General features: G+C 52.5%; 29 protein-coding genes. 24 read left to right on the top strand and 5 right to left on the bottom strand.

Annotated elements, in window-relative coordinates:
* Positions 1–85 precede the first annotated feature (85 nt).
* The 14 genes from gamL (at position 86) to KGP21_RS11390 (ending at position 6,050) form a co-directional block, all read left to right on the top strand.
* Positions 86–376 carry a host nuclease inhibitor GamL gene (gene gamL, locus KGP21_RS11455; protein ID WP_223537794.1) on the top strand — a complete coding sequence of 97 codons (291 nt, stop codon included), beginning with the start codon at positions 86–88 and terminating at the stop codon, positions 374–376.
* Positions 376–1,308, top strand: coding sequence for a recombinase RecT (locus KGP21_RS11450; protein WP_223537792.1), 933 nt, complete (start codon positions 376–378; stop codon positions 1,306–1,308). Before gamL ends, KGP21_RS11450 begins: the two co-directional genes overlap by 1 nt.
* Positions 1,305–1,988: a lambda exonuclease family protein gene (locus KGP21_RS11445; RefSeq protein ID WP_223537789.1), complete on the top strand. Its 684-nt coding sequence runs from the start codon at positions 1,305–1,307 to the stop codon at positions 1,986–1,988. Before KGP21_RS11450 ends, KGP21_RS11445 begins: the two co-directional genes overlap by 4 nt.
* Positions 1,988–2,161 carry a hypothetical protein gene (locus KGP21_RS11440; RefSeq protein ID WP_223537785.1) on the top strand — a complete coding sequence of 58 codons (174 nt, stop codon included), beginning with the start codon at positions 1,988–1,990 and terminating at the stop codon, positions 2,159–2,161. The genes KGP21_RS11445 and KGP21_RS11440 overlap by 1 nt, the downstream gene beginning before the upstream one ends.
* Positions 2,158–2,559 (top strand): hypothetical protein, encoded by a 402-nt coding sequence (locus tag KGP21_RS11435; RefSeq protein ID WP_223537782.1) that lies wholly within the window; start codon positions 2,158–2,160, stop codon positions 2,557–2,559. Before KGP21_RS11440 ends, KGP21_RS11435 begins: the two co-directional genes overlap by 4 nt.
* Entirely contained in the window at positions 2,556–3,263 is a 708-nt protein-coding gene (locus KGP21_RS11430) for a hypothetical protein (RefSeq protein ID WP_223537780.1), read from the top strand. Before KGP21_RS11435 ends, KGP21_RS11430 begins: the two co-directional genes overlap by 4 nt.
* Positions 3,263–3,451 (top strand): hypothetical protein, encoded by a 189-nt coding sequence (locus KGP21_RS11425; protein WP_223537777.1) that lies wholly within the window; start codon positions 3,263–3,265, stop codon positions 3,449–3,451. Before KGP21_RS11430 ends, KGP21_RS11425 begins: the two co-directional genes overlap by 1 nt.
* Before the next feature lie 103 nt (positions 3,452–3,554).
* Positions 3,555–3,941, top strand: coding sequence for a hypothetical protein (locus KGP21_RS11420; protein WP_223537775.1), 387 nt, complete (start codon positions 3,555–3,557; stop codon positions 3,939–3,941).
* Positions 3,941–4,093, top strand: coding sequence for a hypothetical protein (locus tag KGP21_RS11415; protein WP_223537772.1), 153 nt, complete (start codon positions 3,941–3,943; stop codon positions 4,091–4,093). Before KGP21_RS11420 ends, KGP21_RS11415 begins: the two co-directional genes overlap by 1 nt.
* Complete coding sequence (locus tag KGP21_RS11410; protein WP_223537768.1) at positions 4,090–4,308, top strand: hypothetical protein; 219 nt, start codon at positions 4,090–4,092, stop codon at positions 4,306–4,308. The genes KGP21_RS11415 and KGP21_RS11410 overlap by 4 nt, the downstream gene beginning before the upstream one ends.
* A complete protein-coding gene (locus tag KGP21_RS11405) occupies positions 4,298–4,576 on the top strand; it encodes a hypothetical protein (RefSeq protein ID WP_223538226.1) in 279 nt (92 codons plus the stop codon). Before KGP21_RS11410 ends, KGP21_RS11405 begins: the two co-directional genes overlap by 11 nt.
* Positions 4,573–5,076 carry a hypothetical protein gene (locus tag KGP21_RS11400; RefSeq protein WP_223538224.1) on the top strand — a complete coding sequence of 168 codons (504 nt, stop codon included), beginning with the start codon at positions 4,573–4,575 and terminating at the stop codon, positions 5,074–5,076. Before KGP21_RS11405 ends, KGP21_RS11400 begins: the two co-directional genes overlap by 4 nt.
* A 1-nt stretch (position 5,077) precedes the next feature.
* Entirely contained in the window at positions 5,078–5,323 is a 246-nt protein-coding gene (locus KGP21_RS11395; protein WP_223538221.1) for a hypothetical protein, read from the top strand.
* Positions 5,324–5,333: 10 nt separating this feature from the next.
* Positions 5,334–6,050 carry a hypothetical protein gene (locus KGP21_RS11390; protein WP_223538218.1) on the top strand — a complete coding sequence of 239 codons (717 nt, stop codon included), beginning with the start codon at positions 5,334–5,336 and terminating at the stop codon, positions 6,048–6,050.
* 497 nt (positions 6,051–6,547) lie between these two features.
* Here the strand turns inward: KGP21_RS11390 and KGP21_RS11385 are convergent, their stop codons facing one another.
* The gene (locus KGP21_RS11385) at positions 6,548–6,775 is read right to left on the bottom strand and encodes a hypothetical protein (RefSeq protein ID WP_223538216.1); all 228 of its coding nucleotides are present in this window, start codon (positions 6,773–6,775) and stop codon (positions 6,548–6,550) included.
* Between the two features lie 105 nt (positions 6,776–6,880).
* Here KGP21_RS11385 and KGP21_RS11380 point away from each other — a divergent pair, with 105 nt between their 5' ends.
* From KGP21_RS11380 to hspQ, 4 genes are all read left to right on the top strand, one after another.
* Entirely contained in the window at positions 6,881–7,132 is a 252-nt protein-coding gene (locus KGP21_RS11380) for an excisionase (protein ID WP_071680705.1), read from the top strand.
* Positions 7,074–8,129, top strand: a complete 1,056-nt coding sequence (locus KGP21_RS11375) for a tyrosine-type recombinase/integrase (RefSeq protein WP_223538211.1) — start codon at positions 7,074–7,076, stop codon at positions 8,127–8,129. The genes KGP21_RS11380 and KGP21_RS11375 overlap by 59 nt, the downstream gene beginning before the upstream one ends.
* A 67-nt stretch (positions 8,130–8,196) precedes the next feature.
* Complete coding sequence (gene rlmI / locus KGP21_RS11370) at positions 8,197–9,381, top strand: 23S rRNA (cytosine(1962)-C(5))-methyltransferase RlmI (protein ID WP_223538207.1); 1,185 nt, start codon at positions 8,197–8,199, stop codon at positions 9,379–9,381.
* A 61-nt stretch (positions 9,382–9,442) separates the two neighbouring features.
* Positions 9,443–9,760, top strand: a complete 318-nt coding sequence (gene hspQ / locus KGP21_RS11365; protein WP_021182046.1) for a heat shock protein HspQ — start codon at positions 9,443–9,445, stop codon at positions 9,758–9,760.
* A 98-nt stretch (positions 9,761–9,858) separates the two neighbouring features.
* Here hspQ and KGP21_RS11360 read toward each other — a convergent pair whose 3' ends face one another.
* Positions 9,859–10,272, bottom strand: a complete 414-nt coding sequence (locus tag KGP21_RS11360) for a CoA-binding protein (protein ID WP_021182047.1) — start codon at positions 10,270–10,272, stop codon at positions 9,859–9,861.
* Positions 10,273–10,510: 238 nt separating this feature from the next.
* On the opposite strand from KGP21_RS11360, the gene KGP21_RS11355 reads away from it, so the two are divergent.
* Both KGP21_RS11355 and KGP21_RS11350 read left to right on the top strand, forming a co-directional pair.
* A complete protein-coding gene (locus tag KGP21_RS11355; RefSeq protein WP_223538204.1) occupies positions 10,511–11,170 on the top strand; it encodes a DUF2057 family protein in 660 nt (219 codons plus the stop codon).
* Between the two features lie 127 nt (positions 11,171–11,297).
* Entirely contained in the window at positions 11,298–11,756 is a 459-nt protein-coding gene (locus KGP21_RS11350) for a methylglyoxal synthase (protein ID WP_021804871.1), read from the top strand.
* A gap of 33 nt (positions 11,757–11,789) precedes the next feature.
* Here KGP21_RS11350 and helD read toward each other — a convergent pair whose 3' ends face one another.
* Positions 11,790–13,844, bottom strand: a complete 2,055-nt coding sequence (helD, locus tag KGP21_RS11345) for a DNA helicase IV (protein ID WP_223538200.1) — start codon at positions 13,842–13,844, stop codon at positions 11,790–11,792.
* A 155-nt stretch (positions 13,845–13,999) separates the two neighbouring features.
* Here helD and KGP21_RS11340 point away from each other — a divergent pair, with 155 nt between their 5' ends.
* On the top strand, positions 14,000–14,443 hold the full coding sequence (locus KGP21_RS11340) for a YccF domain-containing protein (protein WP_223538197.1): 444 nt from the start codon (positions 14,000–14,002) through the stop codon (positions 14,441–14,443).
* A gap of 34 nt (positions 14,444–14,477) precedes the next feature.
* Positions 14,478–16,613, top strand: a complete 2,136-nt coding sequence (yccS, locus tag KGP21_RS11335) for a YccS family putative transporter (protein WP_223538194.1) — start codon at positions 14,478–14,480, stop codon at positions 16,611–16,613.
* A gap of 4 nt (positions 16,614–16,617) precedes the next feature.
* On the opposite strand, the gene KGP21_RS11330 is transcribed toward yccS, so the two are convergent.
* Positions 16,618–17,274, bottom strand: a complete 657-nt coding sequence (locus tag KGP21_RS11330; RefSeq protein ID WP_223538191.1) for a TfoX/Sxy family DNA transformation protein — start codon at positions 17,272–17,274, stop codon at positions 16,618–16,620.
* A gap of 277 nt (positions 17,275–17,551) precedes the next feature.
* Here KGP21_RS11330 and sulA point away from each other — a divergent pair, with 277 nt between their 5' ends.
* Positions 17,552–18,013: an SOS-induced cell division inhibitor SulA gene (gene sulA, locus KGP21_RS11325; RefSeq protein ID WP_235050763.1), complete on the top strand. Its 462-nt coding sequence runs from the start codon at positions 17,552–17,554 to the stop codon at positions 18,011–18,013.
* 359 nt (positions 18,014–18,372) lie between these two features.
* The gene (gene ompA / locus KGP21_RS11320) at positions 18,373–19,455 is read left to right on the top strand and encodes a porin OmpA (RefSeq protein WP_021182055.1); all 1,083 of its coding nucleotides are present in this window, start codon (positions 18,373–18,375) and stop codon (positions 19,453–19,455) included.
* Positions 19,456–19,520: 65 nt separating this feature from the next.
* Here ompA and matP read toward each other — a convergent pair whose 3' ends face one another.
* Positions 19,521–19,979 (bottom strand): macrodomain Ter protein MatP, encoded by a 459-nt coding sequence (gene matP, locus KGP21_RS11315; RefSeq protein ID WP_037375184.1) that lies wholly within the window; start codon positions 19,977–19,979, stop codon positions 19,521–19,523.
* Positions 19,980–20,095: the final 116 nt, after the last annotated feature.

Here is a 20,095-nt window from a genome sequence, read left to right as displayed (position 1 = left end):
TGCAGCTAATGGCGATGCTAGCCATTGAGCGCAAAGACGACAACTTATTCCAAGTATCACGCTGCCTATTTTATCGGGGGTTGAAATGAATCCGTATGCGAACTACGACCGGGCCGAAGAGGTTCGAGAAAGCAAAAGTGAATACGAGCAATCCAAGAGCGAGTGGATTCGCGATAAGGCCGATGAGCTTTCTAAAAAGTGGCCTGAGTTACTCAGCGATTTTGCTAACCCGTTCCTGCGCTCTGGATTGGGCCTCTACGGCGATGGCGCACAGGATGCATACGCTGACATGGTTGAGCGCATTTGCCTTGCTGAGGCAACCAGGCAGGCCAGCGAGAACGAGTTTTTGAACGGAACATTCAGGGAGGTGGCGTGATGAATCAGCAGTTAGTAACTCAGGTACACAGCCTGATTAACCCGCTGAAAGCTGAGTTTGAACAGATGTGCTCAGAGCCGAGCATAACGTTCAAGCGTGAGGCGGAGTTTGCAATGCAGATTTTCGCCAATAACGACTATCTGGCCGGTGTTGCTGTTCAAAACCCAGTATCAACCTGCAGCGCCATCAAGAACATCGCAGCGATCGGGATAACGCTTAACCCAGCGCAAAAGCTGGCCTACATGGTGCCACGTAAAGGCGCTATCTGCCTCGATATTAGCTACATGGGCCTGATGCACATCGCGCAGCAATCAGGCGCGATTAAGTGGTGCCAGTCGGCAATCGTGCGCAAGAACGACAAGTTTATGCGAGTGGGCATCGATAAGGCCCCACGGCATGAGTTTAACGAGTTCGACACCATAGAGCAGCGTGGCGATGTTGTTGGTGCTTATACGGTAGTCAAAACGGACGAAGGCGACTACCTGACCCACACAATGAGGGCTGAGGATATCTATTCGATTCGCGACCGCTCAGAGGCTTGGAAGGCGTTTAAATCGAAAGGCAAGGCCTGCCCATGGGTTACCGACGAAGAACAGATGATATTGAAAACTGTTGTTAAGCAGGCGGCAAAGTATTGGCCTCGTCGTGAACGCCTGGATGCTGCCATTGACTACGTAAATACCGAAAGCGGTGAAGGTATCAACTTCAACCAAGAACGGAGCCAGGAACGCGACGTATCCCCCGCTACGCTGGAAACCCTGCAAACCATCACCGACCTTCTCACTCACATGGATAAAACATGGGAAGAGGACATGCTTCCACTGTGCTCACAGATATTCCGCCGCCCTATTGCCAAGGCTGAAGAACTGACAGAGACAGAAGCTATCAAGGCCCATGATTTTCTATCCAAAAAGGCCAAGGTGGCAGCATGACACCAGAAATTATTCTGGAGCGCACCGGCGTGGATGTGCTCAAAGTCGAGCAAGGTGATGAAAGCTGGCTGCGGTTAAGGCTTGGCGTAATCACCGCCTCTGAAGTTTCGAACGTCATATCAAAGCCCCGCAGCGGAAAGAAGTGGTCGGATATGAAGATGTCCTACTTCCACACGCTGCTTGGCGAGGTATGCACCGGCGTGGCCCCGGAGGTTAACGCCAAGGCGCTGGCATGGGGCAAGGAGCACGAGGAATCAGCACGGATGCTGTTTGAGTTCACCACCGGTGTGAATGTGGCGCAGGCCCCGATTCTGTTCAAGGACGACACGCTACGCACGGCCTGCTCCCCTGACGGTCTATGCAGTAACGACTACGGCCTAGAGCTTAAATGCCCTTTCACCTCCCGCGACTTTATGAAATTCCGCCTTGGCGGCTTCGATGCTATCAAGGTGGCTTACATGGCTCAGGTGCAATTCAGCATGTGGGTAACCGGAAAGGATGCCTGGTTCTTTGCTAACTATGACCCGCGAATGAAGCGTGAAGGGATTCACCACGTTGTCGTTGAGCGCGATGAAAAGTACATGGCTGAGTTTGACGAAATGGTGCCTGAGTTTATCGAAAAGATGGACGAGGCGCTGGAAGAAATCGGCTTTGTATTTGGCGAACAATGGAGGCGCTGATGGCTGAAAAGTGGGAATCCTACGAACTTCAATTCATCAGGGAGGTGGCTGGAATTATGCCTGCCTCCCTCATCGCAGAAAAGCTTGAGCGCACCCAACGAGGCATTCAACGAATGGCCCGGAAGATTGGCGTCAGTTTGCGCTTGAAGCTTGAACAAAAGGAACAACCATGAACGTACTGACTTACGAGCAACTCAAGCAGCGGCTGGATGCTGTTGTTGCTGAGCGCGATGCGCTAGCGGCGGAGAATTGCATTCAAGACTTCATCATCACTGCAGTTAAAGATTTAGCCCGCGATAGCGAAGGTGTTATCGGCTGGCATCTCAACGGTGACGTTGCTTCATGGGATGAAGTTCTACCGGAACTATCCGACAGCGAAACCCCCGCCACCGGCGCAGCACTGGCAGAAGTAGAGGCTAAAGCGATTGAGAAGTTTATCGCGAAGAAGCTTAAGCAACTCGAAGCCATGCACCCGGATACTCACGCATTCGGCGCCACAGCTATGTCTATTCGGTCGCAGATTAACGAGCTGCAAGCGTACGTTGTCGAGCTGCGGGAGGGCCGGGTATGAAAGAGCGTCCAATGCTTTTCAACGGCGACATGGTTCGCGCAATCCTCGATGGACGCAAGACGCAGACGCGGCGAGTGATGAAGCCACAACCGGAGCCATGCGATTACGTCGATGAGCATGGGAAGCCTCGTGGTGGTCATTCGTGGCCTAGCAATATCTTTCAAACGATGCTGCATGTCGAAGAGGAATTGCAGAACGGAAAAGGTGACTGGGTTGGCTTGGTTGGCGATGCCTGTCCATTTGGTGACATTGGGGATCGGCTTTGGGTGCGTGAAACATTCATGGATTTGACCGGCACCGGTATTGAAGCCATTACCGGCCAGTTTGAGGGGTATACATACCGCGCTGATACCACTCCCTATGGTGATGAAGTCCGCAAGGAGTACAAGCTCAAGTGGACGCCATCACTTCACATGCCACGTAAAGCCTGTCGCCTGGTGCTGGAAATCACCGCCGTTCGCGTTGAGCGCCTGAACGATATCAGCGAAGAGGATGCCAAGGCAGAGGGTGTCGGTTCTGCAACATGGTTTGCAGCCAATGGGGTGCCAGAAGATAAGTGGGAAAGCCTTGGCGAGCATGAGGCATTGCAGCCGAGCCATATCAACCGGTTTGCCACGCTCTGGGAGTCCATCTATGGAGCTGAAAGCTGGCAGGCTAACCCATGGGTGTGGGTGATCGAATTTAAGCGCGTGGAGGCCCGGTGATGGCAACTAATAGCGAACTGAAGCGCTGCGATACTTGCAACGGGTACGCAGGCGAACCGAGAAAGCTAAAAATCGGTGACAAGTGCGAGTTTGTTGTTGAAACCCGCAACGGTCGCAGCACCCGATTATCTGTCCGGGTTGGCAAGTTGTTGCAGGTGTTTGGCCCGGGTGAATATTCGGTCATCTAACGCAAAACCCTCTACAGCACAAACAGCATTTCACACCCGGATGATCCGTCGCCGATCAGTTTAGCCATGTTCGGTCGTTGCACGTGTGACAGCGAGGCCCATCATGAAGAGTGATAGCGAACTGAAAGCGTTTAGCGTCCAGGCGGATGAGTTTGGTTGCATCCGCTTTGCCAAAAACCATGTTACGGCGCGGCGTGAAGGTGCCAACGAGCTGGAAGTTGAATTTGGCGATATTGTCTCTTGTCGTCGCGTTCCTGAGCTTGATAGCTACGCGGCCACCGGTAACGTGCCTTGGAAAGTCCTTATCACCGAGCACGGTTGGAGTCAGGAATGCGGCTACTGCAATCGCATTGTTTATGCAGATTCAGAAGGGTTCGTTTTCGATGATGAGAAAGGCCAAGCCTATTGCAGCATTGAATGCCAAGCGCGGCATGAAAACTACGACCGTGAAGTGCTGGGCGGGCAGCACACACAGGGGGAGAGAGGCTAATGGAAAACGGAAAAATAATTGCTTGGCGTTATGAGATTTGCAACGTTGGCGGCCAGTGGGTTGAGGAACAGACGCCACACAAGCCAGATGAAGAAATGTTTGCTGTTCGCAATGTCTTGCCAGTGTACGCCCAGGAGGAAGCAAAGCTATGAGTAAATACATTTCATCACGCATTCAGCCGTTAAGAGAGCTTCTGAACAAACCTAGCGTTTTCCCTGGCAAGCAATCGGCATTGGTGACAGTAGCAGTTCCTGAAGATATGGCCGACCTATGCCGGTTTGTCGCCAAGAACCCAGGGTTACTTTCAATGCTCATCGGGTATTACGACACGGCAACGATGATGCAGGAGCAACAGCATGACAGATAAATTAGAAGCACTTAGCCAGCCGGTTGGTTGGACAACGCAAGAAGAATTAAACGAAGCAAACGGTGGCGTGGGCTGGATGTTTCTTTCGCCCATGAAGCAACCGGATGAGATTGCGCTGTATTCGCAAGAGTACGTAACCGCACTGCTTAATGAAAATGCAGAGTTGAAAGCCAGTCTTTCCGAGTGGGAAGACTGTAAGCATGACGGGGCCACTTATCACGATATGAGTGGGCGTGAACGTTGTGGAAGATGCGGAGCAGACTTATGAAAAAGTTAAAAATCACCGTTGAAGACGCGAAAGCAACACTTCGTGACGCTGCCACCGGACCGGATAGCCAAAACTGGCGTTACTCTCCAGCAGTAAAAGCGTTGCTCAACAATCATGACGAACTGCTTGTAATTCTTGGCGAGGCAAAAGTCGCGTTGGAAGAGAAAAACCAGCGCATAGCAGAGCTTGAGAAAAACCAGCGTACTAAATGGGATCGCTGCCTTGATGCCGAACACACAAAAATGCAGGCGCTTTTAAGTCAAGCAGAACGCCGCGCAGATTCAACAGAGCAACGCGAGGAACATCTTAAAGCTGACGCTGCGGTGATGGGAAAACGAATAGCAGAGCTTGAGCAGCGACTACAGCAGCCTATCAAGTTGCGGAAATGCGATATCGGCATAGCCTGTGAGTTTATTAGCGAACACGTAGTGGTGAGCCTTGCGGCAGTGATGGTAGAAGCTGCAACGGCAGGATTTAAGGTTGAGGTCGAGGGGGAGTGATATGTCAGAGCTAACGAAAGCGGAGAAAGCCTGGATTGCCGAGGTTCAGGCTGTACTTAATAAATGCCCATCGAAGCGTATCGGGTTTTATACGATTGGCGACCCGCAAGTGTACCTATGGGATATGGACAAGAAAAAAAATGTCTTTGGGCATAAAGGGGATTTTAGCCCCGCCGTAGAGAATGCAGGTGCGGGGTTTGAGCTGCACCTAAACTTCCCTGCGCCAGTAGAAAGCGTATCGGCTTAAGAGGTGATGCATGACCATACCAACGGTAACAACTGAAACCATCAACGGCGTAGCTGACTTAAAGGCCGGTTACACGCTCGGTCACGCTGACGTGGCGATATTGAAAGCCCTAGCCGCCGAGCTGCTGGCTGTAAGGGAGGCGCGGAGTGTGCCGGTGACAGATGAAATCTACGCCGAACTCTATCGTTTGCGCATAGAAAATAAAGGTCCAGATGGGTTCGAAACATGGAGGGACGCCGCTGTTTTCGAGCGCACTCGTCGCGCAGATGCTGAGCGCAACATGAGTGGCGAAGAAATGACATATCTTGAGGCTATGTCACTACTTACTGCTGAAGATGCGCAAAATTTAAGTGCGATAGAAGCATTCCGGCGGGGAGCCAATTACAACGGAAAAATCAATGCGCATGCCCTACGTAACTCAATGCGGTATCAGTATCTACGAGATAAAGACGCATTTGGGGCAGAAAATGAACCCGGCCTGGCTGGGTGGAATGAGTTAATTGAATTAGAGGGTAATGAATTTGACGCTGCTATAGATGCAAGGATGGCGCACCCAGATATTGCATACACCGCCCCGCCAGCGCCTGCGGTGCCTAGCGAACTGCTCGATGCAATGGCCGAGGTCATCCGCATTTCCGATCGTGACCATGAAGCATGGGATCGAGCAAAGGCCGCTATTTCCGCCTGCCGCGCCGCATTGGCAGCAGCACCTACCCCTAACAAGTAATCCCCCTTCACTCTTCGGAGTATCCCCCTATGAACATCATCAGTGTGCAGTTACCCAGCGCATTCTTTACTGCTGGCCGCGTTTCTACGGACGAATTAAGCAGCGTTATCCATCAGGGATTGTGGAAAAAACCGGTGTAATGCCAGCACCGGTTGTTGTTTCTCTGCATGACAAGAAGGCCACGCTAACGTCGGGCTGCGAGGCTGGTGATGTTCTGGAAATCTTAGGCTTAGGAGACAAACCATGTACGCAGACCAATTAGACCAAGCTTCTGAGCTTGAGCAATTCAACATTCAAGTAGCACTGAATTCTCGGCAGCACGAGCCTGCACCCTCACCAATCTGCCTAAATGGAGATTGCGGTGAGCCATCAGTGCCAGGAACCAACTTCTGCTGCAAAGAGTGCCGGGAAGATAACGAGCGCCATCAGTGGAGCCTGAAGAATCGGAGGGTTGCATGAAGATTAGAGTTGATTGGGAGGTGGTGATAGTCATCGCGCTATTGTGCGCTGCGGCGGCGATATTGGGGATGGGTATGGAGGGGTAAGGCGTGGACATACTCACAAACAACGTTATCCGTAGCCAGGCCAAAGAAGCCATCAAAGAATTCAGCCAACCAGGCAATACACTCACCTACCGGCAAATCCTCGATAAACACGCTCTGAAGGTTGCACACTTGCTGCCAACAAGGCCACCAGCCTGGCTGCAGTTGAATTGTGTGTGTCATGAGGTATATGCAGAGAAATAACTAGTAACTTATCAAGTTATTAATTTACCAACCAATGCCCACTGCATGGGTGGGGATCATCACGTCTTATTTGCGGGAGTTTGCATGCTGACAATCAGACAATGGAACGAGCGGCAGCCAATTAAGCGAAACGAAGAAACCATAAGGCGGTTGATTCGTGAAGGCAAAATCTGGCCCGCACCAGAGAAGGATGGCAAGGAGTGGCTGCTGTCCGAAAACGCAAAGAGAATCGACGGGCAAAGCAAAAAGCCTGGCGGTCTTTTATCGAGGATCAGGAATGGCAAGAGTCAGGAACTCAAGGCGGCGCGACCTTCCGCCAAACCTCTATGTTCGTAATGGGGGTTACTACTGCTACCGCGACCCAAGGACGGGTAAGGAGTACGGATTAGGAAGGGATAAGCGACTGGCAATAACTGAAGCAATCTCAGCAAATCTGGAGTTTATGGCGGGTGATGGTGAGCGAACTTTGGCACAGCGCATCCAGGAAGACGGCGTGGTTACATTTCATGCGTGGCTCGACCGGTACGATGCCATTGTTGAGCGCCGAGGCTTGAAGGAGTCAACGATGGTAAATCACCGTAGCAAGCTTGGGATATACCGTGATTACTTCCCAGACAAGCCTATCGCTGAGTTCACAACGAAGGATATCGCCGGATTCGTTAACCACTACGTTGAACAGGGGAAAAGCTCAAGCGCAAAAATCATGCGCGGAACGCTGCTAGATATATTCAGGGAGGCTATTGCAGACGGAGCCATACAGCACAATCCCGTTGAAGCCACCAGGAACCCAAAGACAGACGTCAAGCGATCACGTCTGTCTTTGGCGGATTTCAACTCCATAAGGCGATGCGCTAGCGCCCTACCATCTTGGTTTGTGCCTGCACTTGATATGGCGCTTGTAACCGGGCAGCGCATGGGTGACGTGTGCAATATGAAATGGGATGATATCTCTAACGACAGGCTTCTGGTCAAGCAAGGGAAAACCGGATCAATGGTCGCCATACCGATGAGGCTGAGCATAGCTGACGTTAGCCTTGAGCAACTTATCGGCGATATCAATAAAACCAGCGACTACATCATTTCACCTCGCACAGGTGGCAAGGTAGCTGAAAGAACAATGTCGGATTATTTCACGAAATCGCGTAAACTATCCGGCTTATCGTGGGAAGGAGATCCGCCCTCTTTCCACGAAATCAGAAGCCTTTCCGCCCGTCTTCATACAGAGGCGCGAGGAAGTGAATTCGCCCAGCGCCTTTTGGGTCACAAATCAGCCGAAATGACAGCTCGCTATCAGGACTCTCGAGGCTCTGAATGGATGGAGCTTCCTTTATGATTGTGACTTTATTTTGACTGATAGTGACCTGTCAGTTGTAATCTGTTGTAATTAAAGAGTAAAAATTATGCGCCTGTTTCTTGCCAAAGGACGTGAAAAGTCCTTACTCCGTCGCCATCCGTGGATTTTCTCTGGCGCTGTTCTCCGTGTCGAAGGTAAAGCCCAGTCCGGCGAAACCATCGATATCCATGACAGCCAGGGCAAATGGCTGGCACGCGGTGCCTATTCACCAGAATCGCAGATTCGCGCACGCGTCTGGACCTTCAAGCAGGACGAAGAAATTGATATCGCTTTCTTTATCAGCCGCTTGCAGCAGGCACAGAGCTGGCGTGATTGGGTCGCAAAGCGTGACGGGCTGAACGGTTATCGCCTGATCGCCGGTGAATCTGACGGTATGCCGGGGATCACCATCGATCGCTTCCAGAACTTCCTGGTTTTACAGTTACTGTCCGCCGGTGCCGAATATCAGCGCGCCCCGCTGCTTTCTGCTCTCCAGCACTGCTACCCAGAATGCGCGATCTACGATCGTTCAGACGTTGCCGTACGTAAGAAAGAGGGCTTGCCGCTTACCCAAGGCCCGGTGCTGGGCGATCTTCCCCCGGCCCTGCTACCGATCACCGAGCACGGTATGAAACTGCTGGTGGATATTCAACAAGGCCACAAGACCGGTTTTTATCTCGATCAGCGTGATAGCCGCCTGGCTGCGCGTAACTATTCCGCAGGCCGACGCGTGCTCAACTGCTTCTCGTACACCGGCGCTTTCGCGGTGTCTGCCTTGATGGGCGGGTGTGAGCAGGTCATTAGCGTAGATACGTCACAGGCCGCGCTGGATATCGCCAAGCAGAACGTTGAACTGAACCAGTTGGATTTGAGCAAGGCCGAGTTTGTACGTGATGACGTATTCCAACTGCTGCGCAACTACCGCACGCAGGGTGAGAAATTCGACCTGATCATCATGGATCCACCGAAGTTTGTCGAAAACAAAAATCAGTTGGCCAGCGCCTGTCGCGGTTATAAAGACATCAATATGTTAGCCTTCCAGTTGCTGAACCCGGGTGGCATTCTGCTCAGCTTCTCCTGCTCTGGCCTGATGCCGACCGATCTGTTCCAGAAAATTTTGGCCGATGCTGCCGTAGATGCCGGGCGTGATGTACAATTTGTAGAGCAGTTCCGACAGGCTGCCGACCACCCGGTGATTGCGACTTATCCTGAAGGCTTGTATCTGAAAGGGTTTGCCTGCCGGGTGATTTAACTTGAAATGCGCTGTTTTTGTCCTCATATAGAGTTCAATGCACTGTTTCTCAGGAGGTCATATGATAGCCAGCAAATTCGGTATCGGTCAGCAGGTTCGTCACCGGCTGCTGGGGTATTTGGGGGTAGTGATTGATGTCGATCCAGAATACTCTCTGGAGCACCCAAAAGCAGACGAGATTGCAGCCAATGACGAGTTGCGCCTCGCCCCGTGGTATCACGTAGTGATGGAAGACGACGAAGGCCAACCGGTTCACACTTATCTGGCAGAAGCGCAGTTGGCGGGGGAAGCACAGGATGCACACCCTGAACAGCCTTCTCTGGATGAACTGGCGGAATCCATTCGCAGCCAGTTACAGGCCCCCCGGCTGCGTAACTAAGCGTCAAGCCTGAGAAACCAGCGCCTCTACGTAGAGTAACGGGTTGAAGTCTATCAGCAGTCTCAAACGCCAGGGCCAATCCTGGCGTTTTCATTCAATCAGCGTGCCAGCCCCAGTCGCGGGATCTCAATCTTCGGGCAACGATCCATAATCACCGTTAACCCGGCCTGTTTGGCCAATGCTTCCGCCTGTTCGTTGATCACCCCGATTTGTAACCACAACACCTTGGCGCCTATCGCAATGGCCTCTTGTGCCACCCCATACGCCGCCTCCGAGTTACGAAACACGTCCACCATATCGACAGGATGAGGAATATCCTCCAATGAGGCATAAACCACCTGCCCAAGCAGCGTCTGCCCGGCCAGCTTCGGGCTCACCGGAATGACCTGATAGCCTTGCGCCAGCAAATAAGCCATTACGCCATAGCTGGGCCGCGCCGATTTATCACTGGCCCCCACTAGCGCAATGGTTTTGACCTGCTTGAGTACCTCTGCAATTGCTAGGTCTTGCATGTTTCGCTCCTGATGTTTTCCGAAAAGCATTTTCATCAGTGTAACCGAAACGCCAACATCGGTTAAAATTTGTTATCAGTCTGCATCTATACTGCCTGCAGGCTGGTTTGAGCCAAATCATATTTCAAATATCATCAAAATGTGTGTAAATGTAAATTAAACGGCATTCTGAAAAGATTTGACATAACTAGTGGCGTATCCAACACTAGTCATACTGTTTCACGAAAAGGAAGTAACAATGAAATTTGGTCTGGTGGTTGCGGGGCTGCTTGGAATATCGCTAAGCGTTTCGGCCGCAGCTACGACCCTGAAGCTTTCCCCGGACATCGAGCTGATGGTGGTCGACGGCAAGCAAATGACGGGCTCGTTGTTAAAAGGAGCCGATAGTCTGGAATTAAATGACGGGCAGCATCAGCTGTTGTTCAAAGTCACCAAATCCGTACGTAAAGAACCACGGTCTCAGATGTTTTACACTTCATCCGCGCAGATTGTGGTGTTCAATAGTCAAAACGTCAGCGCCGTCACCATTGAGCTACCGCGTATCGAGAATGAGCAGGATGCCCAGCGGTTTGATAAAGCGCCGAATTATAAAATTCTAGGTAACCACGGCAAGCCGTTGGCAATCAAACACGATGTATTACCACTAACAACCCCACCCAATGGGAATGACCTGGAGAAGATCGTTGCCGATTATAACGCTCAAAATCGCCCGGCCTCCGTTCCGGCGTTAGCCCATCTGCGTGCCAGCGTGCTCTCGGCGACACAGGGTAGCCCAGCGGTTATCGCCCTGAACGGCGACAACGTTGCCGAGGAAATGCTGCAATACTGGTTCCTGCGCGCCGATCCCGAGACGCAAAAACGGTTTATCGCCTGGGCCGGCCAATCTCGCAACCGTTAAATGCTGCCAACCACGCCTTTATGCCGCAAAGGCGCGGTTTGGTCGCAATTTCCCGCGTTAGCACTAGGCAGTGAAATACAGTTTCAGTAATCTGTGGCGAATCATTCGATTTTCCAAGGACAGCGACATGGAACAAACCACCCGCACCATCGCAGCACGCAAGCATATTGCGCTCGTTGCTCACGACCATCGCAAGCAGGCCTTGCTGAAATGGGTTGAAGACAATAAGGAAGTACTTGCCCAGCATCAGCTGTATGCCACGGGCACCACCGGCAATTTGATCCAGCGAGCCAGCGGTATCCCGGTGCAGAGCATGCTGAGTGGCCCGATGGGCGGCGATCAGCAAGTCGGTGCACTGATCTCCGAAGGCAAGATCGATATGCTGATCTTCTTCTGGGATCCGCTAAACGCCGTCCCTCACGACCCCGATGTCAAAGCCTTGCTGCGCCTGGCCACGGTCTGGAACATCCCGGTGGCGACCAACCGCTCCACCGCCGATTTCCTGATCGACTCCTCGCTGTTCAAGAGCGAAGTAGTGATCGCCATTCCTGATTACGAAAAGTACCTCGCCGAACGCCTGAAATAATACCAAGGCCTGGTGTAGTGCCAGGCCTGTGGTTTACGGCTTTCTTTGCGACGGCACGCCAATCTCTTGCAACTGCTCGATAAATACCGACGGGCGTTCGCGATCTTGTAATAACCAAACCTGATGCCTGGCCCGCGTGAGGGCGACATAGAGCAAACGCCGCTCCTCCGCATCCGGGAAATCCTCAGGCTGAGGCAATAAAACCTCTTCAAGCACGGATTCACGGACCTCCGCCGGGAATCCATCCTTGCCTTCATACAGCCCGGCAATGATCACGTAGTCAGCCTGCTGGCCTTTGCTGGCATGAATGGTCATAAACTCGATATTCAACTTCGGCCAACGCGTTGCCGCCTTTTGCAACACCTCAGGCTTGAGATGGTGGTAGCGCGCCAGCACCAAGATCCGTTCTTGCGGCTTCGCATAGCCACTTAGCTTGTCCAGCAACGCTTCCAACTGCTCCTGCGGCAGGATAACCACCGACTTCTTGTTGCCCTTGGTCAGGCTATTAAGCGGTTTTTTCAACTGGTGCGGGTTCTGTTGTATAAAGCCGTTGGCCACCTCACCGATCCGATCGTTAAAGCGGTAGGTGGTATCCAGCGCACACTGCTCGCCTACGCCAAAGTTCTCGGCAAAGGCGGTGGTCAGCGACAGCTCTGCCCCGCTGAAACGGTAAATTGCCTGCCAATCATCGCCGACGGCAAACAGGCTGGTCTGCTTGTTTTGCTTACGCAATGCCGCCAGCAGTTGCGCACGCTGTGGTGAGATATCCTGGAACTCGTCCACCAGAATATGCTTCCACGGGCTGATAAAGCGCCCCTTTTCCAGCAGATTAACGGCTTGATGGATCAGCCCGGCAAAATCGACCGCTCCCTCATCCTTCAGCGCGGTTTTCCACGCTTTCAGCAACGGTGCCATCAGGCGAATGCGTTTGCTGAACAGGTCGCGGATCTCTTCATCGGCCTGCTCTATCATTTCGGCCTGGCTACCTCCGTGGGTGCGCATCAAGCCAAGCCAGCGCTCCAGGCGCCCACTCAAACGCTCTGCCAGACGCCGGTCATGCCAGAAATCGCCCTCAGGCAATTCCCACTCCAGCTCTTCCGTTAACCATTGTCGCCAGCCTTTGGCCTGTGCTTTCTTCTCGCTGCACTGCTGTTGCCAGTGGGTAATTAGCAACGTCCTGCGCGCTTTACTGTCGCTTTCCAGCTTGCTGATCACCGGCGCTTTCCGGCTACCCTGCTGGATAATCTGTAGCGCCAGCGCATGGAACGTTTTCGCCTGGATCGCCACGCTGCCCAAACGTTCCTGGATGCGTTCGTTCATCTCTTCGGCGGCTTTGCGCCCAAATGCCAACAACAGGATCTGCTCAGGCTCGGCCTCTTGACGCAGTAGCAGCCACCCCGCCCGCGCCACCAGCACCGAGGTCTTGCCACTACCGGCTCCTGCGAGAACCAGCACGGCATCCTCGCCGTTCACCACGGCCCGGCTTTGCGATTCATTCAACGGTGACGTTTCAACGGTCTGGAAGAAATCCTGGTGGGTTTCCAGCATCCGGTCGCACCACCGCTGATTGCGTTGCGCCACGCTGCGCATACCAGATTTGAGCCACTGCAGGCACAAATGATAGCTTTCACGGCAGTTTTCAAACTCTTCCAGCCGCGCCACCGGCATGGGCAATGCGCCAAACGACTGGTGGATCTGCTGCTGCAAGCTGCTCAATTCGGTACGTTTGAACCACTTGTCCTGTTGCTCAATTTGGCGGATATGATCGACCTGCTGTTGCAATACCTCGGCGCTCACTTCACTCATCTCGCTGCTCCACTGCTGCCAAGACTGCTGCAGATAGTGGTAAAAGCGCTGGGTTTCCTGCCACTCGGTACCGTGCAGGCGCACAACCTTTTCATCCGGCAGTTCGAACTCAAGCTCCCCCCAGACGATCCCGCGTTTACAACGCATCTGAATCAACTGGTTGAAAGGGATCAGGTATTCATGCTTCTCACCGCTCACCTCAACCCCGGCATGCAACAACCGTACGCGGTTGTAGGGATGCTGTGCCAGGTGCTTGCCCAGCGATGTCGCTTTAAGTTCCATATGCCCACGCCATAATCATGTTCAGAGTTGCCGCCAGTTTACCCGCGTTAAGCAATGGCACTCTAGCGTTAAAAAAAGGGTAGAATAGTTTTTGCGTTATGCTGATGAATACTTTCCCCGTGCCGTTTGGCCATCATTAGAGCAGAATGACGACTATGCGTACTGTATTGAACGTTCTTAATTTCGTATTGGGTGGTTTTTTCACCACACTTGGCTGGCTGATTGCCACCTTCTTCAGCGTCGTGCTGATTTTCACCCTACCATTGACCCGCTCCTGCTGGGAAATTACCAAAATCTCCTTGCTGCCATTTGGCAACGAAGCGATTCATGTCGATGAATTATACCCAGAGAAAAGCAATGCCCTACTGGCTGCTGGCGGTTCTTTGCTGAATATCATCTGGCTGGTCCTGTTCGGCTGGTGGCTGTGCCTGTCACACATTATTGCGGGTATCGCCCAGTGCATCACCATTATCGGTATTCCGGTAGGCATCGCCAATTTCAAGATAGCCGCTATCGCCCTGTGGCCAGTCGGCCGCCGCGTCGTGCCGGTTGAGGTGGCCCAACAGGCGCGGATCGAGAACGCCCGCCGCCGCTTTTAATCGCGTTAACTTTTCTCCCATTTAGGAGCTTGTCGTGCTCTCTTTAGCACCCAAAATTCGGCGTTATACCTATAACAGCAACCTGCTTTATAACCTGCGTATTTTTATCGCTCTGGCTGGAGCCTCTGCGGTGCCGTGGTGGTTGGGCGTCCCTAAACTGACCATTCCGTTAACGCTGGGTGTTGTTGCCGCCGCGCTAGCAGATCTGGACGACCGGCTGGCAGGAAGATTGCGAAATCTGCTCATTACGCTAGTTTGCTTTTTTGTGGCCTCGACATCGATTGAACTGCTGTTTCCTTACCCCTGGCTGTTTGCCCTCGGGCTGACGACCTCAACCTGCGGCTTTATCCTGCTGGGGGCATTAGGGCAGCGTTACGCCACTATCGCCTTCGGTGCCTTGCTGATCGCCGTCTACACCATGCTTGGCACCTCCATGTACGACGCCTGGTACCAGCAACCGGTTCTGTTGATTATCGGTGCCATTTGGTACAACTTGCTGACGCTGATCGGCCATGTGCTATTTCCTATCAAGCCCCTGCAGGAAAACCTGGCCCGCTGCTATGAACAGTTGGCCAACTACCTGGATGCCAAGGCCAATCTGTTCGATCCAGATGCCGAATCGGACGCCGACCTGCCATGGGTTGACGTGGCGATGGCCAACAGCACCTTGGTCAGCACGCTGAACCTGACCAAGGCTTCACTGCTGACCCGCTTGAAAGGCGACCGTGGCCAGCGCGGCACCCGCAGAACGCTGCACTACTATTTTGTCGCTCAGGATATCCATGAACGCGCCAGTTCTTCTCACGTACAGTATCAGGCGCTAAGCCAACAGTTCCGCCACAGCGATATTCTGTTCCGGTTTCAGCGGCTGCTGGCCAAGCAGGCCCGTGCCTGCCAGCAACTGGCGCAGTCGATACTGCTACGGCAGAAATATCTGCATAGCCCGCGTTTTGAGCCCGCTTTTTCACGCCTGGAAGAGGCGCTAACCCGGATTACCATTACCCCAGAAAATCGCGAACTGACCAGAGCGCTATCCCATCTGCTGAAGAATTTACGGGCAATTGACGCTCAGTTGGCCAATATCGAGTCTGAGCAGTCCTTGGCGAGTGGCCAGACCGAGGAAAACAACCTGTCAGACGACCGGCTCACCGGTTGGAGCGATATTCGCCTGCGTATCAGCCGCCACCTGACACCACAATCCGCCCTATTCCGCCACGCCATCCGTATGTCGGTGGTGTTGTGCGTGGGCTATGCGTTTATTCAACTGACCGGGATGCAGCACGGTTATTGGATCCTGCTGACCAGCCTGTTTGTCTGCCAGCCTAACTACAACGCCACACGCAGGCGCTTGGCGTTAAGGATCATCGGCACTCTGGCGGGCATTTTGATCGGGCTGCCGATCCTGTATTTTGTGCCCTCACTGGAAGGGCAATTGATCCTGATCGTGATCTCCGGAGTATTGTTCTTCGCCTTCCGAACCGTGCAATATGCCCACGCCACGATGTTTATCACCCTGTTGGTCTTGCTATGCTTTAACCTGCTGGGCGAAGGGTTCGAAGTGGCTGCCCCGCGCGTCTACGATACCCTGCTGGGTTGTGCCATCGCTTGGGCAGCGGTGAGTTTTATCTGGCCAGACTGGAAGTTCCGTCAGTTACCGGCCATGGTGCGCAAGACACTGAATGCCGACTGCCGTTATCTGGATGCCATTCTGGTGCAGTACCATCAGGGCAAGGATAACGGCCTGCCTTATCGTATTGCCCGCCGCGATGCCCATAATAGCGATGCAGAATTGGCGTCGGTGATCTCTAACATGTCTGCTGACCCTAAAGCCGATAAAACCATTCAGGAAGCGGCATTCCGCCTGCTGTGCCTGAACCATACCTTGCTGAGCTATATTTCCGCCCTGGGCGCTCACCGTGAGCGCCTGGAAAGTGCCGCCGTGCTGGACTTGCTCAACGATGCGGTTTGCTATGTTGATGGTGCATTACACCACGACGCTCATGATCGTCAGCGTATCACGCAGGCACTGGAAGCCCTCTCCGAGCGTATTACTGCGCTGGTTCCGGAGCCGGAAAGCAAAGAACAGCTGGTGTTGCAGCAAATTGGCCTGGTGCTCGAATTGCTACCAGAGCTGACGGCACTCAATACACAAATTACTCAAGCCGGTTGATAGTTCAAGGATGTGGGCCGCAGGCGCGGTCTTCTGACCGCGCCTCAAAGGTGGGAAAGAGCGCGTTGTTTTCGAACCATTCGGTCAACGACTCCCTTTGTAGATTAGGCAAGGCGGCATGGTGGTAGCCCGCCATGGCCCCCGCCAGTGACATCAGCACTTTCATGCCCAGATTTTTTTGCTGTTGCAGCAACTTCAGATAGCTATCTCTGGCCCCCAACAGGCGAAAATCATAAATATTGCATATGCCTGCTCGCCACAGCTGGCGCTCTAATGAGGCATCAATATTCGGTAAATCTTTCAATCTGCCATTGCAGCGTTTTTTTACCTTTATCTCTTTACGCGTCTCACAGATAGCCTGCCAAGCAAGCGCACACAGTTCGCGACGCTGCCGCCACAACTCTTCATTCACCCAGTAATAGCGCATGACCATGGGGACCCCTCGCTTTAAATAGGTCATATTCACCATGCCACGCTCACGAAAAGCGGTTTCCAGACTTTCCGTTGCACGCAAATACAGCTCACCTTCGGTAATGACCGCAAACATTGTGCCGTCCGCCAGCAGGCCATAGCCGCCAAACTGCGAGCGTAGGGCAATATTTCCCAGGGCGGCAAAGCAGGACTTTGCCTGTTCGATCCTCCTTAACGATCCTCCATTCATTTAACTCTCCTTATATGAAGCCACAGCCATTAGGCATGTTTTGGTTGGAATAAACGTAACGGGAACAACTAATTAAAAAAAATACGCATTATCCCTAGTCGTGCCAATCATAAATTCAAGACGTACAATAAATAATCTCAATTATGCGAAGCGTTACGAAAATTTGGGTTGATCTTCTGTTTCGATGGCTATACTGTATATACATACAGTAACACTACGGGCGGGAGACGACATGCGTACTCAATCACTTTATCAACCTCATTTTAGCCAATCCCCAATGCCGGCAAAGCAAGCGGTGATCCCTGCGCAAGAGGGCAACGAAAATGGCCTAATCAGTGAGCTTGTTTACAATGAGCGGCAACCCGCCGTAGCTCAGTTATTGGTGCCTTTGTTGCAGCAGTTGGGCAAGCAATCACGCTGGTTACTGTGGTTGACCCCGCAGCAGAAACTGAGCAAAACCTGGCTGCAGCAGGCCAGCCTGCCGGTTGATAAGGTCGTACAGCTTAATCAGATCAATCCACTGGCTACCGTAGATGCCATGGAGAAGGCTTTACTGACAGGAAATTACAGTGTGGTGCTAGGCTGGTTACCAGAATTGACACAAGAGGATCGTCTAAGGCTGAGTCGAGCGGCAGAATTGGGCAATGCCTATGGGTTCATTATGCGACCCCAACGTGACATCGTTGCTGCCGACAGACACTGTTCAACCTTAAAAATTCACTCTTCTTTGTATCATTAAGTAAATTTAGGACTTTTCCCATCACTTTTATCGCTTGGTCTGGCAATCGCAGGCAGATCGGGCGAAAAGCGAGGTTGGCTGCGGTTCGGCGCCACCTTCCATGTTAAAAAAAGACTCGTTTAGCCCCCCGATATGTTAGAGGATATGTCTAATTCCATGTTTTTTTTTAGAGCTTTATCACATCACACTTGTAACTTTCGCGCCACGTTGTAGACTTTACATCGCCAAGGTTGCTCTATAACGCCAGAAAAACTGGCAGAGTAACAAACGAGGGCTCAAACCTTGGCGAAGGAATTTAAACCAAGGGCTTAAAGCAGCTTTAAAGCTCATTGCCTATTTGGATGATAACGAGGCGCAAAATGAAAAAGACAGCTATCGCATTAGCAGTGGCACTGGCAGGTTTCGCTACAGTAGCGCAAGCCGCACCAAAAGACGACACTTGGTACACTGGTGCCAAACTGGGTTGGTCCCAGTATCATGACACCGGTTTCTACGGTAACGGCTATGAGAATGGTATCGGCAACGGTCCTACTCATAAAAGCCAACTGGGTGCAGGCGCGTTCTTGGGTTACCAAGCGAACCAATACCTGGGCTTCGAAATGGGCTACGACTGGCTTGGCCGTATGCCTTACAAAGGCAGCGTGAACAACGGTGCTTTTAAAGCTCAAGGCGTTCAATTGGCAGCTAAACTGAGCTACCCAATCATGGACGATCTGGACATCTACACCCGTCTGGGTGGTATGGTTTGGCGTGCAGACTCGAACGCTCACTACGGTGCAACCGATCAGCGCCTGAGCAACCATGACACTGGCGTTTCTCCACTGGCAGCAGTGGGTGTTGAATACGCACTGACTCGTGACTGGGCTACCCGCCTGGACTACCAGTGGGTTAACAACATCGGTGACGCAGGTACCGTTGGTGCACGTCCAGACAACGGCATGCTGAGCGTAGGTGTTTCCTACCGCTTTGGCCAGGAAGTTGCTGCTCCAGTAGTAGCTCCAGCTCCAGCCCCAGCTCCAGTTGTTGAGACCAAGAAGTTCACTCTGACTTCTGACGTTCTGTTCGCGTTCAACAAAGCGACCCTGAAGCCAGAAGGCCAACAAGCTCTGGATCAGCTGTACACCCAACTGAGCTCACTGGATCCGAAAGACGGTTCTGTTGTCGTTCTGGGCTTCACTGATGCAGTAGGTTCAGCAGAATACAACCTGCGCCTGTCTGAGCAACGTGCACAAAGCGTTGTGGATTACCTCGTGTCTAAAGGTATCCCTTCAGACAAGATCTCTGCACGTGGCATGGGTAAAGCTAACCCAGTTACCGGTGACTCTTGTGGCTACCGTTCAGGCCGCGCAACTGCAGCTCAGATCGCATGTCTGGCTCCAGATCGTCGCGTAGAGATCGAAGTTAAAGGCATCAAAGAAGTTGTTTCTCAGCCTCAGGGCTAAGTAAGCGCTTCTTAGTAAAAAACCCCGCATTGCGGGGTTTTTTTTGGCTTTAACATTGGGTAATGCTATTTATCATCCTTACCCAGGATCGCCTGTAGATCCTGTTTCAGCGATGACATCTGGGTGGCATACTTCTCTTTGCGCTCGGCATCTTCGATCAGCTGTACGATGGTTTCCGATAGCGTCACGCCACGGCGATGCGCCAGCGCAGCCAAACGTTGCCAGACCAGGAACTCCAGATCGATCGATTTCTTGCGCGTATGCTGATGTTCTGAGTTAAAATGACGCTTACGCCGGGCGCGGATGGTTTGCTTCATCCGGTTATCCAACGTCGGATTCATGTGCTCATCGATCCACGCCAGCACTTTGACCGGTTCATTTTCCAGCTTCAGCAGTTGGTCAATGACCTCCTGAGCAAGGCTGTTTTCAATGTAGCGGGTGATCGCTTCACCTTCCCGGTGCTTTTTCACCAGGTACTTCCATTTCCAACCGCTCTCCAGATTTTCCAGTTGCTGATATTTCATCATGAACTCTGCTGTGACCGTGTAACTTTAATAAGCATAACAGCTTTAGCCAATTTTTCCTCGGCAATTACCCGCCGTTTTTGACTGTTTTTTGCACTGTCATCGAGCAATGTCAA

It is taken from the genome of Serratia sp. JSRIV004, assembly GCF_019968705.1.
Classification (GTDB): Bacteria; Pseudomonadota; Gammaproteobacteria; order Enterobacterales; family Enterobacteriaceae; genus Chania; species Chania fonticola_B.
Note: the sequence above shows the minus strand (reverse complement) of the source record. Positions and strands in the feature narration are given on the sequence as shown.

Excerpts from the sequence above, each read along its gene's own strand:
- KGP21_RS11395 (WP_223538221.1), top strand. The coding sequence starts at position 5,078 with ATGTCAGAGCTAACGAAAGCGGAGAAAGCCTGGATTGCCGAGGTTCAG.
- ompA (WP_021182055.1), top strand. The coding sequence starts at position 18,373 with ATGAAAAAGACAGCTATCGCATTAGCAGTGGCACTGGCAGGTTTCGCT.
- KGP21_RS11400 (WP_223538224.1), top strand. The coding sequence starts at position 4,573 with ATGAAAAAGTTAAAAATCACCGTTGAAGACGCGAAAGCAACACTTCGT.
- KGP21_RS11340 (WP_223538197.1), top strand. The coding sequence starts at position 14,000 with ATGCGTACTGTATTGAACGTTCTTAATTTCGTATTGGGTGGTTTTTTC.
- KGP21_RS11445 (WP_223537789.1), top strand. The coding sequence starts at position 1,305 with ATGACACCAGAAATTATTCTGGAGCGCACCGGCGTGGATGTGCTCAAA.
- matP (WP_037375184.1), bottom strand. The coding sequence starts at position 19,979 with ATGAAATATCAGCAACTGGAAAATCTGGAGAGCGGTTGGAAATGGAAG.
- KGP21_RS11405 (WP_223538226.1), top strand. The coding sequence starts at position 4,298 with ATGACAGATAAATTAGAAGCACTTAGCCAGCCGGTTGGTTGGACAACG.
- KGP21_RS11435 (WP_223537782.1), top strand. The coding sequence starts at position 2,158 with ATGAACGTACTGACTTACGAGCAACTCAAGCAGCGGCTGGATGCTGTT.
- KGP21_RS11430 (WP_223537780.1), top strand. The coding sequence starts at position 2,556 with ATGAAAGAGCGTCCAATGCTTTTCAACGGCGACATGGTTCGCGCAATC.
- helD (WP_223538200.1), bottom strand. The coding sequence starts at position 13,844 with ATGGAACTTAAAGCGACATCGCTGGGCAAGCACCTGGCACAGCATCCC.
- hspQ (WP_021182046.1), top strand. The coding sequence starts at position 9,443 with ATGATAGCCAGCAAATTCGGTATCGGTCAGCAGGTTCGTCACCGGCTG.
- rlmI (WP_223538207.1), top strand. The coding sequence starts at position 8,197 with ATGCGCCTGTTTCTTGCCAAAGGACGTGAAAAGTCCTTACTCCGTCGC.
- sulA (WP_235050763.1), top strand. The coding sequence starts at position 17,552 with ATGCCGGCAAAGCAAGCGGTGATCCCTGCGCAAGAGGGCAACGAAAAT.
- KGP21_RS11330 (WP_223538191.1), bottom strand. The coding sequence starts at position 17,274 with ATGAATGGAGGATCGTTAAGGAGGATCGAACAGGCAAAGTCCTGCTTT.
- KGP21_RS11375 (WP_223538211.1), top strand. The coding sequence starts at position 7,074 with ATGGCAAGAGTCAGGAACTCAAGGCGGCGCGACCTTCCGCCAAACCTC.
- KGP21_RS11390 (WP_223538218.1), top strand. The coding sequence starts at position 5,334 with ATGACCATACCAACGGTAACAACTGAAACCATCAACGGCGTAGCTGAC.
- gamL (WP_223537794.1), top strand. The coding sequence starts at position 86 with ATGAATCCGTATGCGAACTACGACCGGGCCGAAGAGGTTCGAGAAAGC.
- KGP21_RS11420 (WP_223537775.1), top strand. The coding sequence starts at position 3,555 with ATGAAGAGTGATAGCGAACTGAAAGCGTTTAGCGTCCAGGCGGATGAG.
- KGP21_RS11380 (WP_071680705.1), top strand. The coding sequence starts at position 6,881 with ATGCTGACAATCAGACAATGGAACGAGCGGCAGCCAATTAAGCGAAAC.
- KGP21_RS11415 (WP_223537772.1), top strand. The coding sequence starts at position 3,941 with ATGGAAAACGGAAAAATAATTGCTTGGCGTTATGAGATTTGCAACGTT.
- KGP21_RS11440 (WP_223537785.1), top strand. The coding sequence starts at position 1,988 with ATGGCTGAAAAGTGGGAATCCTACGAACTTCAATTCATCAGGGAGGTG.
- KGP21_RS11410 (WP_223537768.1), top strand. The coding sequence starts at position 4,090 with ATGAGTAAATACATTTCATCACGCATTCAGCCGTTAAGAGAGCTTCTG.
- KGP21_RS11425 (WP_223537777.1), top strand. The coding sequence starts at position 3,263 with ATGGCAACTAATAGCGAACTGAAGCGCTGCGATACTTGCAACGGGTAC.
- KGP21_RS11350 (WP_021804871.1), top strand. The coding sequence starts at position 11,298 with ATGGAACAAACCACCCGCACCATCGCAGCACGCAAGCATATTGCGCTC.
- KGP21_RS11385 (WP_223538216.1), bottom strand. The coding sequence starts at position 6,775 with ATGACACACACAATTCAACTGCAGCCAGGCTGGTGGCCTTGTTGGCAG.
- KGP21_RS11355 (WP_223538204.1), top strand. The coding sequence starts at position 10,511 with ATGAAATTTGGTCTGGTGGTTGCGGGGCTGCTTGGAATATCGCTAAGC.
- KGP21_RS11450 (WP_223537792.1), top strand. The coding sequence starts at position 376 with ATGAATCAGCAGTTAGTAACTCAGGTACACAGCCTGATTAACCCGCTG.
- KGP21_RS11360 (WP_021182047.1), bottom strand. The coding sequence starts at position 10,272 with ATGCAAGACCTAGCAATTGCAGAGGTACTCAAGCAGGTCAAAACCATT.